16 protein-coding genes are annotated in these 19,649 nt (G+C 61.9%); 5 read left to right on the top strand and 11 right to left on the bottom strand.

Annotation, left to right across the window (positions count from 1 at the left end; translation table 11 throughout):
- Nucleotides 1–24 precede the first annotated feature (24 nt).
- From ACP7AP_RS12290 to aguB, 3 genes are all read left to right on the top strand, one after another.
- Nucleotides 25–1,170: a type III PLP-dependent enzyme gene (locus ACP7AP_RS12290; protein ID WP_426034499.1), complete on the top strand. Its 1,146-nt coding sequence runs from the start codon at nucleotides 25–27 to the stop codon at nucleotides 1,168–1,170.
- A gap of 83 nt (nucleotides 1,171–1,253) precedes the next feature.
- Nucleotides 1,254–2,333 carry a DUF2235 domain-containing protein gene (locus tag ACP7AP_RS12295; RefSeq protein WP_426034557.1) on the top strand — a complete coding sequence of 360 codons (1,080 nt, stop codon included), beginning with the start codon at nucleotides 1,254–1,256 and terminating at the stop codon, nucleotides 2,331–2,333.
- A 147-nt stretch (nucleotides 2,334–2,480) separates the two neighbouring features.
- Nucleotides 2,481–3,353 (top strand): N-carbamoylputrescine amidase, encoded by an 873-nt coding sequence (gene aguB / locus ACP7AP_RS12300; protein WP_426034500.1) that lies wholly within the window; start codon nucleotides 2,481–2,483, stop codon nucleotides 3,351–3,353.
- On the opposite strand, the gene ACP7AP_RS12305 is transcribed toward aguB, so the two are convergent.
- The 3 genes from ACP7AP_RS12305 to gltX form a co-directional block, all read right to left on the bottom strand.
- The gene (locus tag ACP7AP_RS12305; RefSeq protein ID WP_426034501.1) at nucleotides 3,345–4,067 is read right to left on the bottom strand and encodes a heparan-alpha-glucosaminide N-acetyltransferase; all 723 of its coding nucleotides are present in this window, start codon (nucleotides 4,065–4,067) and stop codon (nucleotides 3,345–3,347) included. The two genes, aguB and ACP7AP_RS12305, sit on opposite strands and share 9 nt — an antisense overlap.
- Nucleotides 4,068–4,145: 78 nt before the next feature.
- The gene (gltA, locus tag ACP7AP_RS12310; RefSeq protein WP_426034502.1) at nucleotides 4,146–5,441 is read right to left on the bottom strand and encodes a citrate synthase; all 1,296 of its coding nucleotides are present in this window, start codon (nucleotides 5,439–5,441) and stop codon (nucleotides 4,146–4,148) included.
- Between the two features lie 75 nt (nucleotides 5,442–5,516).
- Nucleotides 5,517–6,917 (bottom strand): glutamate--tRNA ligase, encoded by a 1,401-nt coding sequence (gltX, locus tag ACP7AP_RS12315; protein WP_426034503.1) that lies wholly within the window; start codon nucleotides 6,915–6,917, stop codon nucleotides 5,517–5,519.
- Between the two features lie 106 nt (nucleotides 6,918–7,023).
- Here gltX and ACP7AP_RS12320 point away from each other — a divergent pair, with 106 nt between their 5' ends.
- Nucleotides 7,024–9,111 (top strand): ComEC/Rec2 family competence protein, encoded by a 2,088-nt coding sequence (locus tag ACP7AP_RS12320; RefSeq protein ID WP_426034504.1) that lies wholly within the window; start codon nucleotides 7,024–7,026, stop codon nucleotides 9,109–9,111.
- Here ACP7AP_RS12320 and lexA read toward each other — a convergent pair.
- The 6 genes from lexA to ACP7AP_RS12350 all read right to left on the bottom strand — a co-directional run bounded on the left by lexA (nucleotide 9,105) and on the right by ACP7AP_RS12350 (nucleotide 14,032).
- A complete protein-coding gene (gene lexA / locus ACP7AP_RS12325) occupies nucleotides 9,105–9,791 on the bottom strand; it encodes a transcriptional repressor LexA (RefSeq protein ID WP_426034505.1) in 687 nt (228 codons plus the stop codon). The genes ACP7AP_RS12320 and lexA overlap by 7 nt on opposite strands.
- Before the next feature lie 78 nt (nucleotides 9,792–9,869).
- Nucleotides 9,870–11,045, bottom strand: a complete 1,176-nt coding sequence (locus tag ACP7AP_RS12330; RefSeq protein ID WP_426034506.1) for a molybdopterin molybdotransferase MoeA — start codon at nucleotides 11,043–11,045, stop codon at nucleotides 9,870–9,872.
- On the bottom strand, nucleotides 11,042–11,530 hold the full coding sequence (gene moaC / locus ACP7AP_RS12335) for a cyclic pyranopterin monophosphate synthase MoaC (RefSeq protein ID WP_426034507.1): 489 nt from the start codon (nucleotides 11,528–11,530) through the stop codon (nucleotides 11,042–11,044). Before moaC ends, ACP7AP_RS12330 begins: the two co-directional genes overlap by 4 nt.
- Nucleotides 11,527–12,339 (bottom strand): indole-3-glycerol phosphate synthase TrpC, encoded by an 813-nt coding sequence (gene trpC, locus ACP7AP_RS12340; protein ID WP_426034508.1) that lies wholly within the window; start codon nucleotides 12,337–12,339, stop codon nucleotides 11,527–11,529. The genes moaC and trpC overlap by 4 nt, the downstream gene beginning before the upstream one ends.
- A gap of 95 nt (nucleotides 12,340–12,434) precedes the next feature.
- Entirely contained in the window at nucleotides 12,435–13,448 is a 1,014-nt protein-coding gene (gene trpD, locus ACP7AP_RS12345) for an anthranilate phosphoribosyltransferase (protein WP_426034509.1), read from the bottom strand.
- On the bottom strand, nucleotides 13,445–14,032 hold the full coding sequence (locus ACP7AP_RS12350) for an aminodeoxychorismate/anthranilate synthase component II (RefSeq protein ID WP_426034510.1): 588 nt from the start codon (nucleotides 14,030–14,032) through the stop codon (nucleotides 13,445–13,447). Before ACP7AP_RS12350 ends, trpD begins: the two co-directional genes overlap by 4 nt.
- A 168-nt stretch (nucleotides 14,033–14,200) precedes the next feature.
- On the opposite strand from ACP7AP_RS12350, the gene ACP7AP_RS12355 reads away from it, so the two are divergent.
- Nucleotides 14,201–15,895, top strand: coding sequence for a divergent polysaccharide deacetylase family protein (locus ACP7AP_RS12355; RefSeq protein ID WP_426034511.1), 1,695 nt, complete (start codon nucleotides 14,201–14,203; stop codon nucleotides 15,893–15,895).
- A gap of 293 nt (nucleotides 15,896–16,188) precedes the next feature.
- Here the strand turns inward: ACP7AP_RS12355 and trpE are convergent, their stop codons facing one another.
- Together trpE and ACP7AP_RS12365 are read right to left on the bottom strand one after the other, a co-directional pair.
- Nucleotides 16,189–17,697, bottom strand: coding sequence for an anthranilate synthase component I (gene trpE / locus ACP7AP_RS12360; protein ID WP_426034512.1), 1,509 nt, complete (start codon nucleotides 17,695–17,697; stop codon nucleotides 16,189–16,191).
- Nucleotides 17,698–17,762: 65 nt separating this feature from the next.
- On the bottom strand, nucleotides 17,763–19,640 hold the full coding sequence (locus ACP7AP_RS12365) for a SurA N-terminal domain-containing protein (RefSeq protein ID WP_426034513.1): 1,878 nt from the start codon (nucleotides 19,638–19,640) through the stop codon (nucleotides 17,763–17,765).
- Between the last annotated feature and the right edge of the window lie 9 nt (nucleotides 19,641–19,649).

The following is a 19,649-nucleotide window of genomic DNA, read 5'->3' on the forward strand; positions in this document are numbered from 1 at the left end:
TTGTTGGCAGAAAGGAATACGCCGATGGGACTGTCCAAAACGATCTGGACCAATCCGACCGAATATCTGCGCAATCAGCAGCCGGAGAATCCCGTGCTGTTTTTTGCACCGCAGGCCATCCAGGCGGTCGCCCGTAAATTTCTCGATGGATTTCCGGGGCTTGTGACCTATGCGGTCAAGTCGAACCCCGGTGAGGAAGTCATCGAGAACCTGATCGCCGCGGGCGTCAAAGGTTTTGACTGTGCCTCGCCGTTCGAGATCGACCTGATCCGGCGTTTGGCGCCTGATGCGGCGATCCATTACAACAACCCGGTTCGGTCGCGGGCCGAGATCGCGCATGCGGTGGCACGTCAGATCAAATCTTACTCGGTTGATTCGGCAAGCGAATTGGCCAAGCTGGTCGAGATGGTGCCAACCGACAACTGTGAGATTTCGGTGCGCTTCAAATTGCCGGTGGCGGGCGCTGCCTATAACTTCGGGGCCAAGTTTGGCGCGACCGAAGATGTGGCGGTGGACTTGCTGAAAGTGGTGGCGGCGGCGGGCTTTATCGCCTCGATCACCTTCCACCCCGGCACGCAATGCACCGATCCGGCGGCTTGGGCGTCTTACATCCGTGAGGCTGCGGTGATCGCTGCCCGTGCGGGCGTGAAGATCGCGCGGCTGAACGTCGGCGGCGGCTTCCCGAGCCACCGTGCCGAAGGCGTGGCCCCGCAGCTTGACGCGACCTTCGCCACCATCGACCGGGTTGCGACCGAGGCATTCGGGGCCGATCGCCCGATGCTGATCTGCGAACCGGGGCGTGCGATGTGTGGCGATGCCTTCACTTTGGCTGCCAAGGTGAAGGCCGTGCGCGACGATATGCATGTGTTCCTGAACGACGGCGTCTATGGCTCGCTGTTTGAGCTGGGCCAGATCGGCATCATCGACCGTATCGCGGTGCTGTCGCCGGAAGGCCAGCGTCGCACGGGGGCAATCCTGCCACGGATCTGCTTTGGGCCGACCTGCGATTCGGTGGATCGTCTGCCGGGTGACATTCCGTTCCCGGCCGACATTGCCGAGGGCGATTATGTCATCGTGCATGGCATGGGGGCCTATTCGACGGTGACCAACAGCCGCTTCAACGGCTTTGGCGAATTGGGTCTGGTGACCGTGCTGTCACAAAAGCTTTAACTTCGCCGTAATCTCGTTAACCTACGCTCTCGGCAGGGAAACTTGCCGAGAGCGTTTTGTTTTCGGAGCTTCAGGAGGCGGAACTGTCACTGCTCAGCCGGATCAGACATTGGTGGCGCGGTCAGCCAACCGTTGAGATCGAACCCGCAGCACCACCCTTGCCGGGGCGCAAGCGCGGGGTGGTCGATCATGTGATCATTCTGGATGGCACACTCTCGACGCTGGAGCCGGGCCAAGAGGGGAATTGTGGCCTGATTTACAAGCTGTTGACCGAACATGGCCGCTCGGCACATCGCACGGTGTATTACGAGCCGGGTATTCAATGGCAGGGCTGGCGCAAGGGGATGAACCTGATCCAAGGCCGCGGCATTAACCGCCAAATCCGCCGCGCCTATGGCTGGCTTGCCAGCCATTATCGCGAAGGCGACCGGATTTATCTGATCGGCTATTCGCGCGGCGCGTTTGCGGTGCGGTCTTTGGCCGGGGTGATTGACCGGGTGGGGCTGCTAAAGCGCGAACATGCGACAGAACGCGGGGTGACTTTGGCGTACCGCCACTACCGCCATGACAGCCATCCGCGCGCCAGTCAGGCGTTCTCGCATCGGTTTTGCCATCTGGAGGCGCCGATTCAGATGGTCGGGGTGTTTGACACCGTCAAGGCTTTGGGGCTGCGCCTGCCGCTTCTATGGATGCTGACCGAGCAGCAGCACCAGTTTCACAACCACCATCTGGGCAGTTCTATTCGGCATGGATTTCATGCGCTGGCGATGGATGAGACCCGTGCTGTGTTCGCGCCGGTGTTGTGGGACTGTCCTCCGGGTTGGGAAAGCGATGTGCAGCAGATGTGGTTTCGCGGCGCGCACGGCGATATCGGCGGCATGATTGGGGATGATGCGGCAGCCCGGCCCTTGGCGAATATCCCGCTGGTCTGGATGCTGGAGCGGGCGGAAAGCGTCGGGTTGGAGTTGCCTAGTGGCTGGCGGGCGCGGTTTCCCTGCGATCCGGCTGCCCCGATGGTGGGCACGATGCGCGGCTGGGGCATGTGGTTTCTGCTGCGCCACAGGCGGGTGATCGGGCGCGATCCGTCCGAGCAGGTGCATCCTTCGGCGCAGCAGGTGCGGCGGGCGGGGTGGCTGCCATGGCCACTGGCGCGCGGGCGCTAAACGCTTTGGCTTAGCCGCCGTTTTGGCTTAGCCGCCGTTTTGGCTTAGCCGCCGTTTTGACTTTGCCGCCGTTTTGACTTTGCCGCCGTTTTGACTTTGCCTCTGGGGGTTTGATCAAATAGCTTGGGCTAAAATGGAGAGCCCAAGATGCGCAAAGTAACCGTTGCCGCCACGCAATTCGCCTGTTCATGGGATTTGCCCGCCAATTTGGATCGGGCCGAGGCTTTGATCCGGGATGCGGCAGGTAAAGGCGCGCAAGTGGTTCTGATTCAAGAGCTTTTTGCCGCCCCCTATTTCTGTATTGAGCAGTTGCCGCAGTATTTCGCGCTGGCGGCTCCGTTGGCAGGGCATCCTTTGATCGCGCGATTCTCTGACCTTGCGCGGGAATTGGGCGTGGTGCTGCCCTGTTCGTATTTTGAAAAGGCCGGGCAGGCCTATTTCAATTCGATGGCGATGATTGATGCCGATGGCCGTGTTTTGGGCAACTACCGCAAGACCCATATTCCGCAAGGGCCGGGCTATGAGGAGAAGTTCTATTTCTCGCCGGGCGATAGCGGCTATCGGGTGTGGGATACCAGTTTTGGCCGGATTGGGGTTGGAATTTGCTGGGATCAGTGGTTCCCGGAATGTGCGCGCTCGATGGCGTTGATGGGGGCCGAGATGTTGCTCTATCCGACCGCGATTGGCTCCGAGCCGCCGAGCCCCGGCTATGACAGCCAACCGCATTGGGAGATTTGTATGCGCGGCCATGCCGGGTCTAACATCATGCCGGTGATCGCCTCAAACCGGATCGGGCGCGAAGTAGCACCGGGTGGCCGGGAGGTGACGTTCTATGGCAGCAGTTTCATCTCGGACCACACCGGGCAGTTGCTGGCCAAAGCGGGGCGAGAGGCCGAGGCGGTGCTGACAGCGACGTTTGATCTGGACGCGATTGCTGATTTGCGCAGTTCGTGGGGTTTGTTTCGGGATCGGCGGCCTGAGACGTATCGGGCAGTGGCGAGCCTTGATGGATCAGCCTAGCTGGGTATAGGCCCAGACGAGGCCAAGCAGAATCGGTTGGTGAATGAGGTAGATCAGCAGGCTGTGTTGACCGGGGCAGCTGAGGATTTGCACCCATCTGCCCGAGGGTTTGCCAGTGAGCGCCGCCCAAAGCCCGGTTTGGCTGCCGAGCTTGCCCAAGGCGATGCCTGATAGAACTGCGCCGAACCACGGGAAGATCGGCTCAAAATCCATCGTTGTCGCGGGCTCCAAGCTAAGGCCGATGAAGCGCAGCAGGGGAGTGGTCAGGGCCTGGGTGTGCCAGTGGTAGCTGCCATAAACGAACAGGGCAGCGAGGGCGGCGGTTGCGACTGCGGGCAGGCGCAGGGTCAGCAGGCCGAGCAGGCTATACAGGGCGATGGCGTGCAAGATACCGAAATAGACGTAGAATTCCGGCATCGCGATACGGGTCGCGATACTGACCAGCAGCGCCGCCGCGGCGATTTTGCCGAATCTGCGCCAGAACGCGGGCCAGCGGATGGCTTGGCCATGCGCCAGCCAAAGGCCCACGCCGGACAACAACAGGAAGCTGCCCGCGACGATGCGGGCGTGGAAATAGAAGGTGGGGGTCAGGGCGTATTCGTAGGGGATCAGCCCGAACATCAGCAGATCATAGCTGAAATGAAAGGCCGCCATGCCGATCAATGCCAGCGTGCGGGCGAGATCAAGCAGCGGAATACGGTTGGTTTGCGGCATCGGCACCCTCAAAATTCAGGGATACGTCGCAGTTTGCCCGCGAAGTGGCAAGGGCGGCTTGCGCCGCCCTTGGGTGGTTTAGCGATGTTTCACGTCCACATAATCGCGCTGCTTTTCGCCGATGTAAAGCTGACGCGGGCGGCCGATCTTTTGGTTTTTCTCGGCGATCATCTCTTTCCACTGCGAAATCCAGCCAACGGTGCGCGAAATCGCGAAGATCGGCGTGAACATCGAGGTTGGGAAGCCCATCGCATCAAGGATGATGCCGGAATAAAAATCGACGTTGGGATACAGCTTTTTCGAGATGAAATAATCATCCGACAACGCGATCCGCTCCAGTTCCTTGGCGACTTGCAGGGTCGGGTTGTTGTGGATGCCCAGAAGCTCCAGAACTTCATCCGCCGATTCCTTCATCACCGTGGCACGGGGATCGAAGTTTTTATAGACGCGGTGGCCAAAGCCCATCAGGCGGAAGCCCGAGTTCTTGTCCTTGGCCTTGGCGATATATTCCGGGATACGGTTGACAGTGCCAATTTCGCGCAGCATCTCTAAGCAGGCCTGGTTCGCGCCGCCATGCGCCGGACCCCAAAGACAAGCGATGCCAGCGGCGATACAGGCGAAGGGGTTGGCGCCCGACGAGCCCGCCAGACGCACGGTCGAGGTCGAGGCGTTCTGTTCATGATCGGCGTGCAGCATCATGATCCGGTCCATCGCCTTGGCGAGAATCGGGTTCACATGATAATCTTCCGCCGGAACAGCAAAACACATGTTCAGGAAATTGCCCGAGTAGGACAGAGAATTCTTCGGATAAACAAAGGGTTGCCCGACCGAGTATTTATAGGCCATCGCGGCAATCGTCGGCAGCTTGGCGATCATGCGGATGGCGGCCACTTCGCGCTGCCATTCATCGTTAATGTCCAAGCTGTCGTGATAGAACGCTGACATCGCGCCGACCACGCCGACCATGGTGGCCATCGGATGCGCGTCACGCCGGAAGCCGCGGAAGAAGTTGTGCATCTGTTCATGCACCATGGTGTGCCGGGTCACCCGGCCTTCAAAATCAGCCAGTTGCGAAGCATTCGGCAGCTCGCCATAGAGCAGCAGGTAGCACATTTCGAGATAACTCGATTTGTTCGCCAGCTGTTCAATCGGGTAGCCGCGGTGCAACAGCTCGCCCTTATCGCCGTCGATATAGGTGATCGCGCTTTCGCAAGCGGCGGTCGAAGTGAAGCCGGGGTCAAAGGTAAAGACATCAGCTTGATCATAAAGCTTGCGGATATCAACAACATCCGGGCCCAGAGTGGGCGAGTATACCGGCAGGTCGTAGGATTTTCCGTCAAGGCTTAGCGTGGCAGTCTTGGTCTGTTCAGCCATCTTTCATCCCCCAATTAAAGCCATCCCTACGGCAGAGGGCGGCCTTGCGTTCCGGTTCGGCAGGGGGCGGGCGGATCAGGCCGCCGCATCCTCCAGCCGGGCAATCGTCTCATCCTGACCGATGACCAGCATCATGTCATACACACTCGGCGTCACAGTGCGCCCCGCCAAGGCCGCGCGCAGGGGGCTGGCAAGTTTGCCAAAACCGATCCCGTTTTCTGCGGCAACTTGGTTAAGGATCGGCTCCAACGCGTCCTTTGTCCAGCTAACATTTTGCAGCTGCGGCGTCAATGTTTTCAGTATACCACGGGATACCGTATCCAGGGATTTGGCCGAAGCGTCATCAGGTTGGACCGGGCGGGAAATCAGCGCAAAGTGAGCCTTTTCAAGAAGTTCCGGGAAAGTCTTCGCGCGGTCTTTCACGCAGTAGAGTGCGGATTCAAGCAGGGTGTTCTGCGCATTTGTCAGCGCAGGTTTGCCTGCCGCGACCAGATAGGCAGTCAATTCATGCAGCAGTGCAGCATTTTCGCTCATCGCGATATGATGGCCGCAGGTGTTTTCCAGCTTTTTGAAATCCAGCCGCGCGGGTGAGCGGCCGATGCCACCCAGATCAAACATCTGCAGCGCCTCAGCGGTTGTGAAAATCTCGGCATCGCCATGCGCCCAGCCAAGACGGGTCAGGTAGTTGCGCATTCCGGCGGCGGGATAACCCATCGCCTGATATTCCTCAACGCCCGTCGCGCCGTGGCGTTTCGACAATTTCTTGCCATCCGGGCCATGGATCAGCGGAATATGCGCCCAGACAGGAATTTCCCAGCCCATCGCATCGTAGATCATCTGCTGGCGCGCCGCGTTGTTCAGATGGTCATCCCCGCGAATGACATGAGTGACGCCCATGTCGTGATCGTCGACCACCACGGCCAACATATAGGTCGGTGTCGCATCAGAACGTAAACAAATCATATCATCGAGCGAAGAATTCTGGATCACCACGCGGCCCTGCACGGTGTCGTTGATGATCGTCTCACCCGTGCGGGGGGCCTTCATGCGGATGACGTAAGGCGCGTCGGGGAAGGTTGCCGGATCAGCGTCGCGCCACGGGCTTTGGAACACGGCGTAACTTCCACGCGCCTCGGCTTCGGCGCGGAAGCTTGCTATTTCTTCCTGCGTGCTGAAGCACTTATAGGCGGTACCGCGCGCCAGCATCGCGTAGGCAACCTCGGCGTGACGGTCTTTGCGGTCAAACTGGCTGACTACATCGCCATCCCAATCAAGACCCAGCCAGGTCAGGCCGCGCAGGATAGCGGCGGTGGCCTCGGGGGTGGAACGCTCGCGGTCGGTGTCCTCAATCCGCAGCAGGAATTTGCCGCCGCGGCCGCGCGCGTAAAGCCAGTTGAACAAAGCCGTGCGACCGCCGCCGATGTGCAGATAGCCGGTGGGCGAGGGGGCAAAGCGGGTGACAACTGGGCGGGACATGTGGGGTTAACCTTTCAGAAACCTTATCGGCAGTAGGATCGCGGCAGCTTTAGGCAAATGCGGGGGGCAAAACAAGGTGGTGGGGCGCCCGGGGAACTTTCTGAACATGTTGCTGTGGCCGATGCACGCGCTGGCAGAAGCGCGCGGGCTGCTGTTTGCGTGGGTGCCTGTGTTTCTGGGTTGCGGCATTGCTGCATGGTTTGCGCTGCCGTTTGAGCCGGATTTGGAATTCTATGCGGTTTGCGCGGGCATTTTTCTGGCGCTGATCGTGCTGCATCGCTTTGGGGCGGAGCTGTGGCATCCGCCGCTGGTGGCACTGGCTTGCGTGCTGGTGGGGCTGATGGCGGCGGGCTTGCGCGCGCATATGGTCGCCGCCCCGATGCTGGAGCAGCGCTACTATGGTGCTGTGCAGGGGCGGGTGATCAATATAGATCGCTCGCAATCGGACGCGCTGCGGATCACCTTGGATCAGGTCGTGCTGCAGGATTTTTCCCCGGCGAAAACACCGCTGAACGTGCGGATTTCCCTGCATGGACAGGATGTTGGCTTTAATCCGGGGCAGGTGGTTTTGCTGACGGCCTCGCTGGCCGCACCCGAGGGGCCTGCCGAACCCGGCGGTTTTGATTTTCGTCGCATGGCATATTTTCAGCAGCTGGGGGCGGTGGGGTATACGCGAAGTCCGGTTTTGCTCTGGGCCGAGGCCGCCCCCGGCACGCAAGCGATCAACCGGCTGCGCACCGATATCACCCGCGCGATGATTGCGGCGGTGCCGTCAGAGGCGGGGGCGTTTGCGACTGGGGCGATGACCGGGGATCGCTCAGCGATTTCCTTGGATACGGTGCAGGCGCTGCGCGATTCGAACCTTGCGCATTTGCTGGCGATTTCGGGGATGAATATGGCATTTATCACCGGGTTTGTGTTCGCCCTGCTGCGCTACGGGCTGGCGCTGATCCCACCCGTGGCGCTGCGGGTGAACTCGAAAAAGGTCGCGGCGGTGGCGGCGTTTGCGGTGGCGTTGTTCTATTTGCTGCTGTCGGGGGCGAATGTGGCAACGGTGCGGGCGTTTTTGATGGTCTGCGTGATGCTCGGCGCGGTGCTCTTGGACAGGCGCGGCTTGACCATGCGCTCGGTGGCGCTCGCGGCGGTGATCTTGCTTTTGGCACAACCCGAAAGCCTGCTGGAGCCGGGGTTTCAGCTGTCTTTTGCCGCAACCGTGGTGCTGATTGCGGGGTTTTCGTCCTTGGATCGGCAGATCTTGCGCGAAAAGCTGCCGCGCTGGCTGATGCCGGTGTTCACCTTGGTGCTGACCTCGGTGCTGGCCGGGATTGCGACCGCGCCCTTTGCGGCGGCGACGTTCAATCGGTTTACCGATTACGGCTTGCTCGCCAATCTGCTGACCGTGCCGATGATGTCGGTGCTGATGGCGGCGGGTGCTGTGGCGGCGCTGCTGGCCCCGATTGGTCTGGCTGGCCCGGCCTTGTGGGTGATGGAGCAGGCGGGGCGCTGGATTCTGTTTATCGCGTATTGGGTGGCAGGGCTGGAAGGGGCGGTGACGCCGATCGTGCAACCGGGGCCCTGGGTGATGCCGCTGATTACTTTGGCCGGAATATGGGCTGTGCTTTGGCGCGGGCGGGCGCGTTGGGCAGCAGCGGTGCCGTTGGTTTTGGGACTGGCGCTGTGGGCCAGCACCACGCGGCCCAGTTTGCTGATTTCCAGCGATGGCGCGTTGGTTGGGTTGATGAGCGCGCAGGGCCGGGCGCTGTCGGTGGCGCGTGGTGCGGGGTTTACCGCCGAGAACTGGCTGCAAGACGATGGCGATTTGGCTGTGCAGGCAGAGGCTTACGCAAGGACGGGGTTTTCAGGGCCAAAGGGCGCGCGGGCGTTTGAATTCGACGGTTGGCGCGGGGTCGCTTTAAGCGGCAAGGCGGCGGGAGAGGCTTTGGTCGCTGCCTGCGCACAGGCCGATCTGGTGGTGATGCCCGCGGCGGTGGCGCCTGTTGTCGCTACGCCGAAGGATTGCATCATCATTGATCGCAAAATGCTGGATCAGACCGGGGCTTTGGCTCTTTCTGTGCAAGACAGTCGATTGATTCTCAAGCCAACCCGCGCTGCCCAACGTATCTGGATGGCAGACAAACCGATCTGGCAAGACCGCAGCCTTGCCAAACCGCGCGCGTTATTGGCAGCTCAGTAGCTGCGGATCAGACCGACAAGACGGCCCTGAACCTTCACCATATGATCGGGAAACACACGGGTTTCGTAGGCGGGGTTTGCTGCCTCAAGCGCGATCATGCTGCCACGACGACGGAAGCGCTTCAGCGTGGCTTCAGCATCCTCCACCAAGGCGACAACGATATCGCCGTTTTCAGCGGTGATCTGTTCGCGGATCACCACGATGTCGCCGTCGTTGATTCCAGCCTCGATCATCGAATCGCCTTTAACTTCAAGCGCATAGTGTTGGCCGTTGCCAGAAAGCATCGACCCCGGCACCGCCACATGATGCGAAATATGCGAAATCGCTTCAATCGGCACACCGGCGGCGATCCGACCCATCATCGGGATTTCCAGTGCGTAGATGCCTGCAATCGGCATCGCTTCGCGTGGCGGATCGACCTTGTCGCCCTTGATCAGTTTTGGTGAGAAGCCGGGTTTTTCCATCGCTTCGGGAAGTTTCAGAATTTCCAAGGCCCGCGCGCGGTGGGCGAGGCGGTGGATGAAGCCGCGCTCCTCCAATGCTGTGATCAAACGGTGGATGCCAGATTTCGAGCGCAGATCCAGCGCATCTTTCATTTCATCGAAAGACGGCGGCACACCGTCTTTATCCATGCGGGTTTTGATGAAATCCAGAAGTTCCAGTTGCTTACGCGTCAGCATTTCCCAGCCCCTATGCAGGTGTTGTTGCTATGTTCTGCCCGCGTTCTTGCTTTGTGTCAAGCGGTTTGCAGCGCTGCGCTAGATTGCGATGTAGTTCGCCATCTCACCTGCCGCGCGCGGCCCGTCGCCCATCGGGCGGATCAAAAGCGCGTTCGCCTCGGTCAGAATCGTCAATAGCGCGGAATCCTGACGCTCAAAAGCGGTCACTGTGGGCTTGCCATCCTCAACCGTAAGCCGCGCGCGCATATAGTGGTCGCGCGGGCCGTTGGCGGGTTGGTCGGCCCCCAGGCGGGCGCTGAGAATCTGCGGTTTCGGTGGCAAGCCCAGCATGGCTTTCAGCATCGGCACCAGGAACAGATGGCCGCAAACTATGGCGGACACCGGATTTCCGGGCAGGCCAAGCATCGGGATTCCCAAGACTTTCCCGGCCATCAGCGGCTTGCCGGGACGCATGGCGATTTGCCAGAAGGCGCGCTCTAAGCCCAGATCGGTGGCAACTTTGCCGACGAGATCATGGTCGCCTACGGACGCTCCGCCGATGGTAACGATCAGGTCAGCGCCTTCTGTCAGCGCGAAAACCGCGCGCAAGCTGGCTTCGGTATCGCGGGCAATCGGCAGCATCCTGGCTTCCCCGCCCGCCGCTTCGACCATCGCGGCAAGGGCGAAGGTGTTCGACGCGATGATCTGGTCGGGGCCGGGGGATTCGCCGGGCATCACCAACTCGTCTCCAGAGGCGATCAGGGCTACGATGGGGCGGCGGCGGACGGTGACTGCGGCCACATTCATCGCGGCCAACAGGGCGAGGTCGTTGGGGCGCAGCAGGCGCGGGGACAGGGTTTGGCCGCGCACAAAATCCTGGCCGCGCGGGCGGATGTTGTCGCCGGGTTTGGCAGGCGTGTTCAGGATGATTTTATCGCCGTCGCGGCTGATGTCTTCCTGGATGGCGACACTTACGCCGCCTTCGGGCAATGGCGCGCCGGTGAAAATGCGGATGGCTTGGTGCGGCGCGATGGAACCTTGGAAGCCGTGGCCTGCGCCGGCTTCGCCGATCACGCTGAAGCTTTCGCCGGGGGTGGCGGGGCGGCCCAAAGCGTAGCCGTCCATCGCAGCGGCGTCAAAGGGGGGTTGGGTTAATTGCGCAGTGGCGGCGGTCGCCATGACACGGTTGTTGGCGCGGCGCAGTGGCAGGATTTCGGTATCAGTGGCGGCCGCGAGGGCGATGCAGCGGGCAAGAGCATCTTCAACTGAAATCACAGCTTTGCCTCATAAAGTCCTGATTTTCCACCATCTTTCAGGATCAGGTGGATGCCTTCGATCGACATGGATTTCTCTACCGCTTTCACCATGTCGTAGATGGTCAGGCAGGCGATGGACACAGCCGTCAGCGCCTCCATCTCGACGCCAGTTTGACCGCTGGTTTTCACTGTAGCCTCAATCACAATTCCCGGAAGGCTGGGGTCGGGTGTCAGATCCAGCGAGACTTTGGTGATCGGCAGAGGGTGGCACAGAGGGATCAGATCGGCGGTTTTCTTCGCGGCCATGATGCCCGCCAGACGCGCGACGCCCAGCACATCGCCCTTTTTGGCGCGGCCTTCGGTGATCAGCGCGAGGGTTTCCACTGACATTTTCACCGCACCCCGCGCCACGGCAATTCGCGCCGTTACGGCTTTGTGCGACACGTCAACCATATGGGCACGGCCTTGGTCGTCGAAATGCGTGAGGCCAGCTTCTTGGCTCATACCCCGGCTTCTGAGGTTAAGGGCTTGGTGAGGATAGCTTTTGTAGCGGCAGTCACGTCGTCTTGCCGCATCAAAGCTTCGCCGATCAGGAAGCAGCGCGCGCCATAGGCGGCCACGTCGGCAAGGTCGGCGGGGGTGAACAGGCCGGATTCCGAGACGATCAGGCGGTCGTCCGGCACATAGCGGGCGAGTTGGCGGGTGGTCTCCAGCGTCACCTCAAACGTATGGAGATTGCGGTTGTTGATGCCCATCAGCGGCGATTTCAAGAGGCACGCACGGTCGAGCTCGGTTCGGTCGTGGACTTCCAGCAGCACATCCATGCCGTGCTCAAAGGCGGCGGCTTCCAACTCAGCCGCTTGGGCATCGGACAACGAGGCAAGGATGAGCAGGATGCAATCGGCGTGCAGGGCGCGGGATTCGACAACCTGGTAGGGATCGTAGAGGAAATCTTTGCGCAGGCAGGGCAGGGTTGTGGCCTGTGACGCCTCGGTCAGGAATGTGTCATTGCCTTGAAAGCTGGGCGCGTCGGTCAGCACCGAAAGACAGGTCGCGCCGCCTGCTTCGTACGCTTGTGCAAGTTCGGTCGGATTGAAATCAGCGCGGATCAAACCCTTGGAGGGGCTGGCTTTTTTGATCTCGGCAATCAGGCCATAGCCCGAGATTGCGGCATCCGACAGCGCTTTCGCAAAGCCACGCGGAGGTGGTGCCGCACGGGCGGCTTGCTCTAGGTCTGCCAGCGGCACTTGGGCTTTGCGGTCGGCAATTTCGTCCAGCTTATAGGCTTTGATGCGGTCGAGGATTGTGGTCATTTTGGGCCCTTTGTTGCGGAGTCGTAGAAGGTGCTCATTGGCCTTGGCAGGCCGCTTCGCGCGTGCGCGGATCGCCCGTCAGGGAGGCACGCGCGCTAGAGATTTGTCAGACGCTTCAGCGCCTCGATTTTGCCGCGTGCGGCGCCAGAGTCGATGGAAACACGGGCGACTTCAACGCCTTCTTTCAAGCTAACTGCTTTGTCGGCCACCACAAGGGCAGCAGCGGCATTCAGCAGGACCGCATCGCGGAAGCCGCCTTTTGCGCCATCGAGCAGGGCGCGGAAGGCGACGGCATTTTCAGCCGGGGTGCCGCCCATGATCGCCTCGAACGGGTAGACCGGCAGGCCTGCGTCTTCGGGGTGCAGGGTGAATTCGCGCACAGCCCCGTTTTCAAGGGCGGCGACGGCGGTGGGGGCTGCGATGGAAATCTCATCCGAACCATCGCCACCATGCACCAGCCAAGCCTTTTCCGAGCCCAAAGCCAGCAGGGTCTCGGCCATCGGGCGGATCAGGCTGGCGGAAAACGCGCCCGTCAGCTGGCGTTTAACGCCGGCCGGGTTGGTCAGCGGCCCGAGGATATTGAAGATCGTCCGCGTGCCCAACTCGGCGCGCACCGGCATGACGTGGCGGGTGGCGGGGTGGTGCATCGGGGCCATCATAAAGCCGATGCCAGCCTCGTTCAGGCAACGCTCCACCACATCTGCACCGACCATGACGTTGAGGCCCATCTCGGTCAGAGCGTCGGCAGCCCCGGATTTCGACGACAGGTTGCGGTTGCCGTGTTTGGCGACCACAACCCCTGCGCCTGCGACCACAAAGGCGGTCGCGGTGGAGATGTTCAGCGTGCCCTTGCCATCGCCGCCGGTGCCGACAATGTCGATCGCCCCCGCAGGCGCGCGCACCGCGTTGCATTTGCTGCGCATGACGCTGGCTGCGGCGGCATATTCATCCACCGTCTCGCCGCGTACCCGCAGCGCCATCAGGAAGCCGCCGACTTGCGCGGGGGTGGCGGCACCGTCAAACAGCGCGCCGAACGCCGCCTCGGCCTCGGCGCGGGTCAGGGCGCGGCTGGCGGCAATACCGATCAGCGGTTTGAGAATATCGCTCATGCCGGGGTTTTCGCGCGGGCTGCGTCGAGGAAATTCTTCAGCAGGTGGTGGCCGTGTTCGGATGCGATGGATTCGGGGTGAAACTGCACGCCTTCGATCAGTTTTTCTTTGTGGCGCAGGCCCATGATGGTGCCATCTTCCAGCCAAGCGGTGACCTCAAGGCAATCGGGCAGGGTTGCTTTCTCGACCACCAGCGAATGATAGCGGGTGGCCAGAAACGGCGAGGGCAGGTCGCGGAACATGCCGCCGCCCTTGTGGTGCATCGCACCCATCTTGCCATGTACGATTTCGTGGCAGCGGATGACTTTGCCGCCGAAGGCCTCACCAATCGTCTGGTGCCCGAGGCAGACCCCCAGCAACGGCACATCGGCCATCGCGGCGGCTTTGGTTAGCGGCACGCAAATACCTGCCGAAGCCGGATCACAGGGGCCGGGCGACAGCACGATAAGCTCTGGCCGCATGGCAAGCGCGTCTGCGACCTGCATCGCATCATTGCGCACGACGCGCACATCTGCGCCCAACTCGCCCAAGTAATGCACAAGGTTGTAGGTAAAGCTGTCATAGTTGTCGATGAGCAGAAGCATCTTGCAGGGTCCGGACGGAAAAGGGGATGAAGGCGGCGGCGGTTAGGTTTATAGAGAGGCAAAGCGAGCAGGCCGCCGTCGTGGATCGAGTTTTAGATCGGCTATAGATGGGCCTAGCGGCAAAGCGGCGTCAAGGGCAACTGGCGCTCATAATGGGTGGAGACAGGTATGATCCGGAATTTCGTGACAGGGATCGTCGTGGGTGGCGTGGTTGCGGGGGCTGGGCTGGGGGTTGTCTCGCAGCTGACGCCGCTGCCGCAGGGACGGGTGCAGGTGGCGGCGGATCAGAGCAAACCTGTGGGGGTCGCGCCAGAGGGCGCAATGATGCCGAAGCCAGAGGCGGTGAAGCCTGCGCCAACGGATGCGGCTGACGTGCCCGCACCAAAGGCGATGACCGCACCAAAGGCGGTGCCCGCACCAGAGGCGGTGCCCGCACCAGAGGCGATGCCCACACCAGAGGCGGTGCCCGCACCAGAGGCGAAGCCTGTGACGAAGCCTGCTGCGGAAACGATGCCTGTTGCTGAAAAGACACCGCCTGCAACGCCGGGGCCGATGGCACCAGCAACCAAACCCGCCGCGCCTGTGGCCGAGGCGCTGCCCGCTTTGCCCGAAGCGCCGCAACCCGAGGCTGCGACACCTATGCCTTTGGCCGCGAAGACCAGCGCTGAACCGCCAGATATGCCTGCCAAACCCCCGATCGCGAGTGCCGAGGCCCCGGCTGCGCTGAACGATCCCGCTTCGGCTGCTGCGGCACCTCAGGTGCAGGCAGGCGCGGAGGCCGCCCCGACCCCGGCCAGCCCAGGTGCTTTGGCGGGCGATATCGGCACCGATGCGGCCCCGGCACCCGCCGATCTGCCGCCGCCCGCGCCACAAGAAGCCGCCGAGACGCTGCTGACGCCCGCGCCTGCTCCGGCAGACCCCACGCCACCGTCGATACTGGTGCTGGATCCGGCGCCAGAGCCCGCGCCCGCCGTAGTGGTGCCAGAGCCTGCGCCAAAGCCTGCGCCGAAGGCTGCGGCGACCGACTTGCCAAAACGGCTCGACACCAACCAGCCGGAAACGTTGGCCCCCAGCGTTGGGCTGACCAAATCGGTCGATGGCGTGACGGTCGGGCGATTGCCCAGCATTGCCGAGCCCGCGCCGCCCGTAGGTCCGACCACGGCGGCGGAACCTGTGCCTGTCGCCGACACCCGCCCCATCGCGCAATATGCGGCGGAGTTCAGCAACGATCTGGGCAAGCCGCTGTTTGCGGTGTTGCTGGTGGACAGCGGGGCCGCCGATCTGGACCGCGCCAAACTGGCGGCGCTGCCGTTTCCGGTCAGTTTCGTGATTGATCCGCTCGATCCCGGCGCGGCTGCAGCCGAGGCGATTTATCGCGCGGCGGGCAAAGAGGTGGTGATGCTGGCGGCGGGCATCCCGGCGGGGGCCACGGCAAGCGATCTTGAGCAGACCTTTCAGGCCAATGCCGGGGTGTTGCCCGAAGCGGTGGCGGTGATGGATATTGGCGCTGCGGGGTTTCAGGACAACCGGCCGCTGGCGAGCATGGTGGTGCCGATCATTAAGGATCAGGGGCGCGGCTTGGTGACCTTTGATGCCGGGCTGAACGCGGCGGATCAGGTGGCGCGGCGCGAGGATGTGGCGGCAGCGGTGATTTTCCGCGATCTGGACGGCGTGGGCGAGGATACGCCGCTGATCCGGCGCTATCTGGACCGCGCGGCGTTCAAGGCGGCACAAGAGGGGCGGGTTGTCGTGGTCGGCACCACGCGGCCTGAAACGATTGCGGCGCTGATGGAATGGTCGATTGAAGGCAAGGGGGCCTCGGTGGCACTGGCTCCGATCTCAGCCGTGCTCGCGGTGAAATAGACTGTGTCGACGCGTGGACAGGATTTATTAGTGTTTTACGACAATGGCTTGGCTTTGCGCATTTAGGATTTTTTAATCTTTGCGCGCGCGCTCTGTATCAGTGGCGGATGCCTCCTGCGGGAGTATTTATGCCAAGATGAAACGGCAGAGCGGGTCTTGGATTTGCTCTTTCTGAAATACTCCCGCGCGGCGCGCTCCCGAAGCCTGTGCCGCGCGCTGCCGCCTCAAAAACTTCCCCGGCAGCGCCGCTGAGTGGGGCCTCGATGGCCCCCGAGGCGGCACCTGTATTCAGGTCAGAGGTTGCCTTTGCGCACGAACAATCCCGCATCCTCGGCGGCGCGGCGCAGGGCGCGGGATTTGTTGACGGTTTCCTGATATTCGGATTCGGGATCGCTGTCGTAGACAACGCCGCCGCCGGCTTGGATATACAGGGTCTCATCCTTCAACACGGCGGTGCGCAAGGCGATGCAGAAATCCATCTCGCCATTGCCTGCGAAATAGCCGACGCCGCCGCCATAGACGCCGCGCTTTTCGGGCTCTAACTCGTCAATGATCTCCATCGCGCGGACCTTTGGCGCACCCGAGACCGTGCCTGCGGGCAGGCCTGCGAGCAGGGCGGAGAGCGCGTCTTCGCCGTCAGCGATTTGGCCTACGACGTTTGAGACGATGTGCATGACGTGGCTGTAACGCTCGATGATGAATTGCTCGGTCGGGCGGACGGTGCCGACTTTCGCCACCCGACCCACATCATTGCGGCCAAGGTCCAAGAGCATCAGATGTTCGGCGAGCTCTTTTTTATCCGCCAGCAGGTCAAGCTCCAGCGCCTTGTCTTCTTCGGGGGTTGCGCCGCGCATCCGTGTGCCTGCAATCGGGCGGACGGTGACTTCGCCGTCGCGCAGCCGGACGAGGATTTCCGGTGAGGCTCCGATCACCTGGAAGCCGCCGAAGTTGAAGAAGAACATGAACGGCGACGGGTTGGTGCGGCGCAGGCTGCGGTACAAGGCGAACGGCGGCAGGGTGAAACTTTGCGCCCAGCGTTGGCTTGGCACCACTTGGAAGATATCCCCGGCGCGGATGTAGTCTTTCGCGCGTTCAACGGCTTGTTTGTAGCCTTCGTGGGTGAAATTCGATTTCATTTCCCCCACCGTCGCCGCTTCGCCCAGATCGCGTTGGGCGGCGGGGGCGCGGTCGAGGTCGCGTAGCGCGTCCATCACCCGCTCGGCGGCTTGGGCATAGGCGGCGCGGGCCGACAGACCCGAGGCGGCCCAAGCTGGGGCGACGAGTGTGACTTCGCCTTTGACACCGTCCAGCACAGCCACGACCGAAGGCCGCATCAGCACGGCATCGGGCAGGCCAAGAGGGTCGGGGTTGACGTTGGGCAGGTGCTCGACAAGGCGGATCATGTCGTAGCCAAGATAGCCGAACAGGCCGCAGGCAATCGAGGGCAGACCTTCGGGCAGATCAACGCGGGATTCCGCGATCAGCGCGCGCATAGTCTCCAGCGGATGCCCCGGCAGCGCGGTGAAGGCCTGCGGATCAAAGCGGGCGTCGCGGTTGATTGAGGCACTGGTGCCGTGGCATTTCCAGATCAGATCGGGCTTCATGCCGACCACCGAATAGCGGCCACGCACTTCGCCCCCCGTCACCGATTCCAGCATAAACGTGTCAGTGCGGGCTTCGGCCAGTTTCAGCATCAGCGACACAGGCGTATCCAGATCAGCGGCCAAGCGGGCATAGACCAGTTGGTTATGACCCTGCGCCCAGCCGCGTTCAAACTGTTCAAAGGACGGCAGTAGGTTCATTGCGTCGCCTTAGTTATAGATCTGGGCCTTGGTTTTGCGATCAGGTCTTAGCTGTTGATCTGGTCTTAATTGTTCATCTGGGCATGCACCGCGTTGATCGCGGCTTGGTCCAAGGTGATCCCGGCAGAGGCGGTCAGCGCGGCAGTATACAGAGCCATCACGTCGTCGGAAATGGCACGTCCCGCATTGACGTTGATGGCATCGCGCAGGGCAGTGGCGTCTTCGCCTGTGGTGGCAGCAGCGCTGATGGTGTTAAGTTGCACCACGGCGGCGAAACCGGGGGCCTCGATCACCCGCAGATCGTTCGGCTGCATCTGGAACACTGCCTCCAACAGGCTGGGCGGGGCATCTTTCACCACGCCTTGACGGTCGATCTGGGTGGTGCGCGATACGATGCCGAAGCCGCCAAGGCTGGCACCGCCTTCGACCGCCGACTTGATCCGGGTGGCTTCATCCGACAGCGCTTTGGCGAGGGCGTCTGCTGTCGCGGCGGCAGTGACTTTTTCCTTCACCTTGTCGAACGGCACGGGGGCCGGTGGCACGGTGCTGTCGAGTTGCATCGCCACAAGGCCGCCGTCATCCAGCACGATGACTTCGGGGAAATCGCCCTCGGCCAGTTTGTCTGCGGTGTCGCGGAAGCCTTTATAGCCTGTGATCGGGTCGTTGTCGGAAGCGCCTGCTGCGTAATCGGTGGTCTGCAACGTCAGGCCCTGCTCTTTGGCAACATCCGCGAGGGTGGCACCGCCTGCAAGCGCGTCATCGACCGCTTCGACCTTGCCGGAGATTTCCTTGCGGGCGGATTCGAGTTGCTGCTCCAGCGCCAGATCGGGCTTGGCTTGCTCATAGGTAGTTTCTTGCGCCGACAGGATCGCGTTCATGCGGAACAAAGCCGGGCCGATCGAGGATGGGAACGGGCCGACGACGCCGGGGTCTTTCAGGGCGAACACGGCGTCGCCTGCTTGGCCAAGTTCCTTTTGCGACACGTCGCCGATGTCGACATCTTCGAGGCTGAGGTTGCGCTCTTTCACTAGATCATCGAACGAAGTGCCTGCGTCGATGCGGGCCTTTGCGGCATCGGCATCGGCGTCGGTGGCGAAGGCGAGGCGTTCGACAAGGCGCTTTTCGGGGATGATGTAGGTGGAAAGGCGCGATTGGTAGGTGGCTTTCAGCGCCGCTTCATCCAAAGGCATGTCTTTGGCGAGGGTTTCTGGCAGCAGCGAGACGTAAGCGATGCGTTTGGCCTCTGGGCGGGTGTAGGCTTCGATATGGGCGGTGTAATAGGCCTGCGAATCGGCGTCGGTCAGTGGCGGCATCGGTTTGGTCAGCGATTTTTCGGTCAGGCGCAGCATGGAAAAGCCGCGCTGCTCACCGGCCCAGGCCGCGATGGTGTCGGTCAGGGTTTGTGGCGGGACGAGGCCGCTGGAGATCGCGGTTTGCAAAAGCTGGCGCGCGGTGTCGGCGCGCAGGCCGGATTCAAAGCTGGATTCGGTCAGGTTGTTCTGGCGCAGAACCTCGCGGTAGGTGGTGCGATCAAAGCCATCGACGCCCTGAAAGCTGGGGATCGCCGAGACTTTGCTGGCAACCGAAGCATCGCCGACCGAGAGGCCGACGCGGTCCGCTTCATTGTCCAACGCGGCGCGGTCCATGACTTGTTGCAGCACTTGGCGGTCAAGGCCGATGGCTTGGGCCTGTTGCAGGGTGACGGGTTGGCCGATTTGTTTGGAGAAGCCGTCCATCGCCTGGCGGAGCGCGCGGGCATAGTCGTTGACGTCGATCTTGCGCTCGCCGACCGTGCCGATGGAAGCTGTGCCGCCGCCGAAATTAGTCACGCCAAAGCCGCCCAAGCCGCCAACCAGCATGGCCATCAGCACCCATGCCATAACGGACGCGCCCCGGCGCTTTTTCTGCGGGGTGTCGTCGGAGGTATTGGGTGTCTTGGCCATGGGTCTGCC

Origin of the sequence: Cypionkella sp. TWP1-2-1b2 (genome assembly GCF_049896245.1) — a bacterium.
Classification (GTDB): domain Bacteria; phylum Pseudomonadota; class Alphaproteobacteria; order Rhodobacterales; family Rhodobacteraceae; genus Cypionkella.

Excerpts from the sequence above, each read along its gene's own strand:
- ACP7AP_RS12290 (WP_426034499.1), top strand. The coding sequence starts at position 25 with ATGGGACTGTCCAAAACGATCTGGACCAATCCGACCGAATATCTGCGC.
- aguB (WP_426034500.1), top strand. The coding sequence starts at position 2,481 with ATGCGCAAAGTAACCGTTGCCGCCACGCAATTCGCCTGTTCATGGGAT.
- ACP7AP_RS12305 (WP_426034501.1), bottom strand. The coding sequence starts at position 4,067 with ATGCCGCAAACCAACCGTATTCCGCTGCTTGATCTCGCCCGCACGCTG.
- gltA (WP_426034502.1), bottom strand. The coding sequence starts at position 5,441 with ATGGCTGAACAGACCAAGACTGCCACGCTAAGCCTTGACGGAAAATCC.
- gltX (WP_426034503.1), bottom strand. The coding sequence starts at position 6,917 with ATGTCCCGCCCAGTTGTCACCCGCTTTGCCCCCTCGCCCACCGGCTAT.
- ACP7AP_RS12320 (WP_426034504.1), top strand. The coding sequence starts at position 7,024 with ATGTTGCTGTGGCCGATGCACGCGCTGGCAGAAGCGCGCGGGCTGCTG.
- lexA (WP_426034505.1), bottom strand. The coding sequence starts at position 9,791 with ATGCTGACGCGTAAGCAACTGGAACTTCTGGATTTCATCAAAACCCGC.
- moaC (WP_426034507.1), bottom strand. The coding sequence starts at position 11,530 with ATGAGCCAAGAAGCTGGCCTCACGCATTTCGACGACCAAGGCCGTGCC.
- trpC (WP_426034508.1), bottom strand. The coding sequence starts at position 12,339 with ATGACCACAATCCTCGACCGCATCAAAGCCTATAAGCTGGACGAAATT.
- trpD (WP_426034509.1), bottom strand. The coding sequence starts at position 13,448 with ATGAGCGATATTCTCAAACCGCTGATCGGTATTGCCGCCAGCCGCGCC.
- ACP7AP_RS12350 (WP_426034510.1), bottom strand. The coding sequence starts at position 14,032 with ATGCTTCTGCTCATCGACAACTATGACAGCTTTACCTACAACCTTGTG.
- ACP7AP_RS12355 (WP_426034511.1), top strand. The coding sequence starts at position 14,201 with ATGATCCGGAATTTCGTGACAGGGATCGTCGTGGGTGGCGTGGTTGCG.
- trpE (WP_426034512.1), bottom strand. The coding sequence starts at position 17,697 with ATGAACCTACTGCCGTCCTTTGAACAGTTTGAACGCGGCTGGGCGCAG.
- ACP7AP_RS12365 (WP_426034513.1), bottom strand. The coding sequence starts at position 19,640 with ATGGCCAAGACACCCAATACCTCCGACGACACCCCGCAGAAAAAGCGC.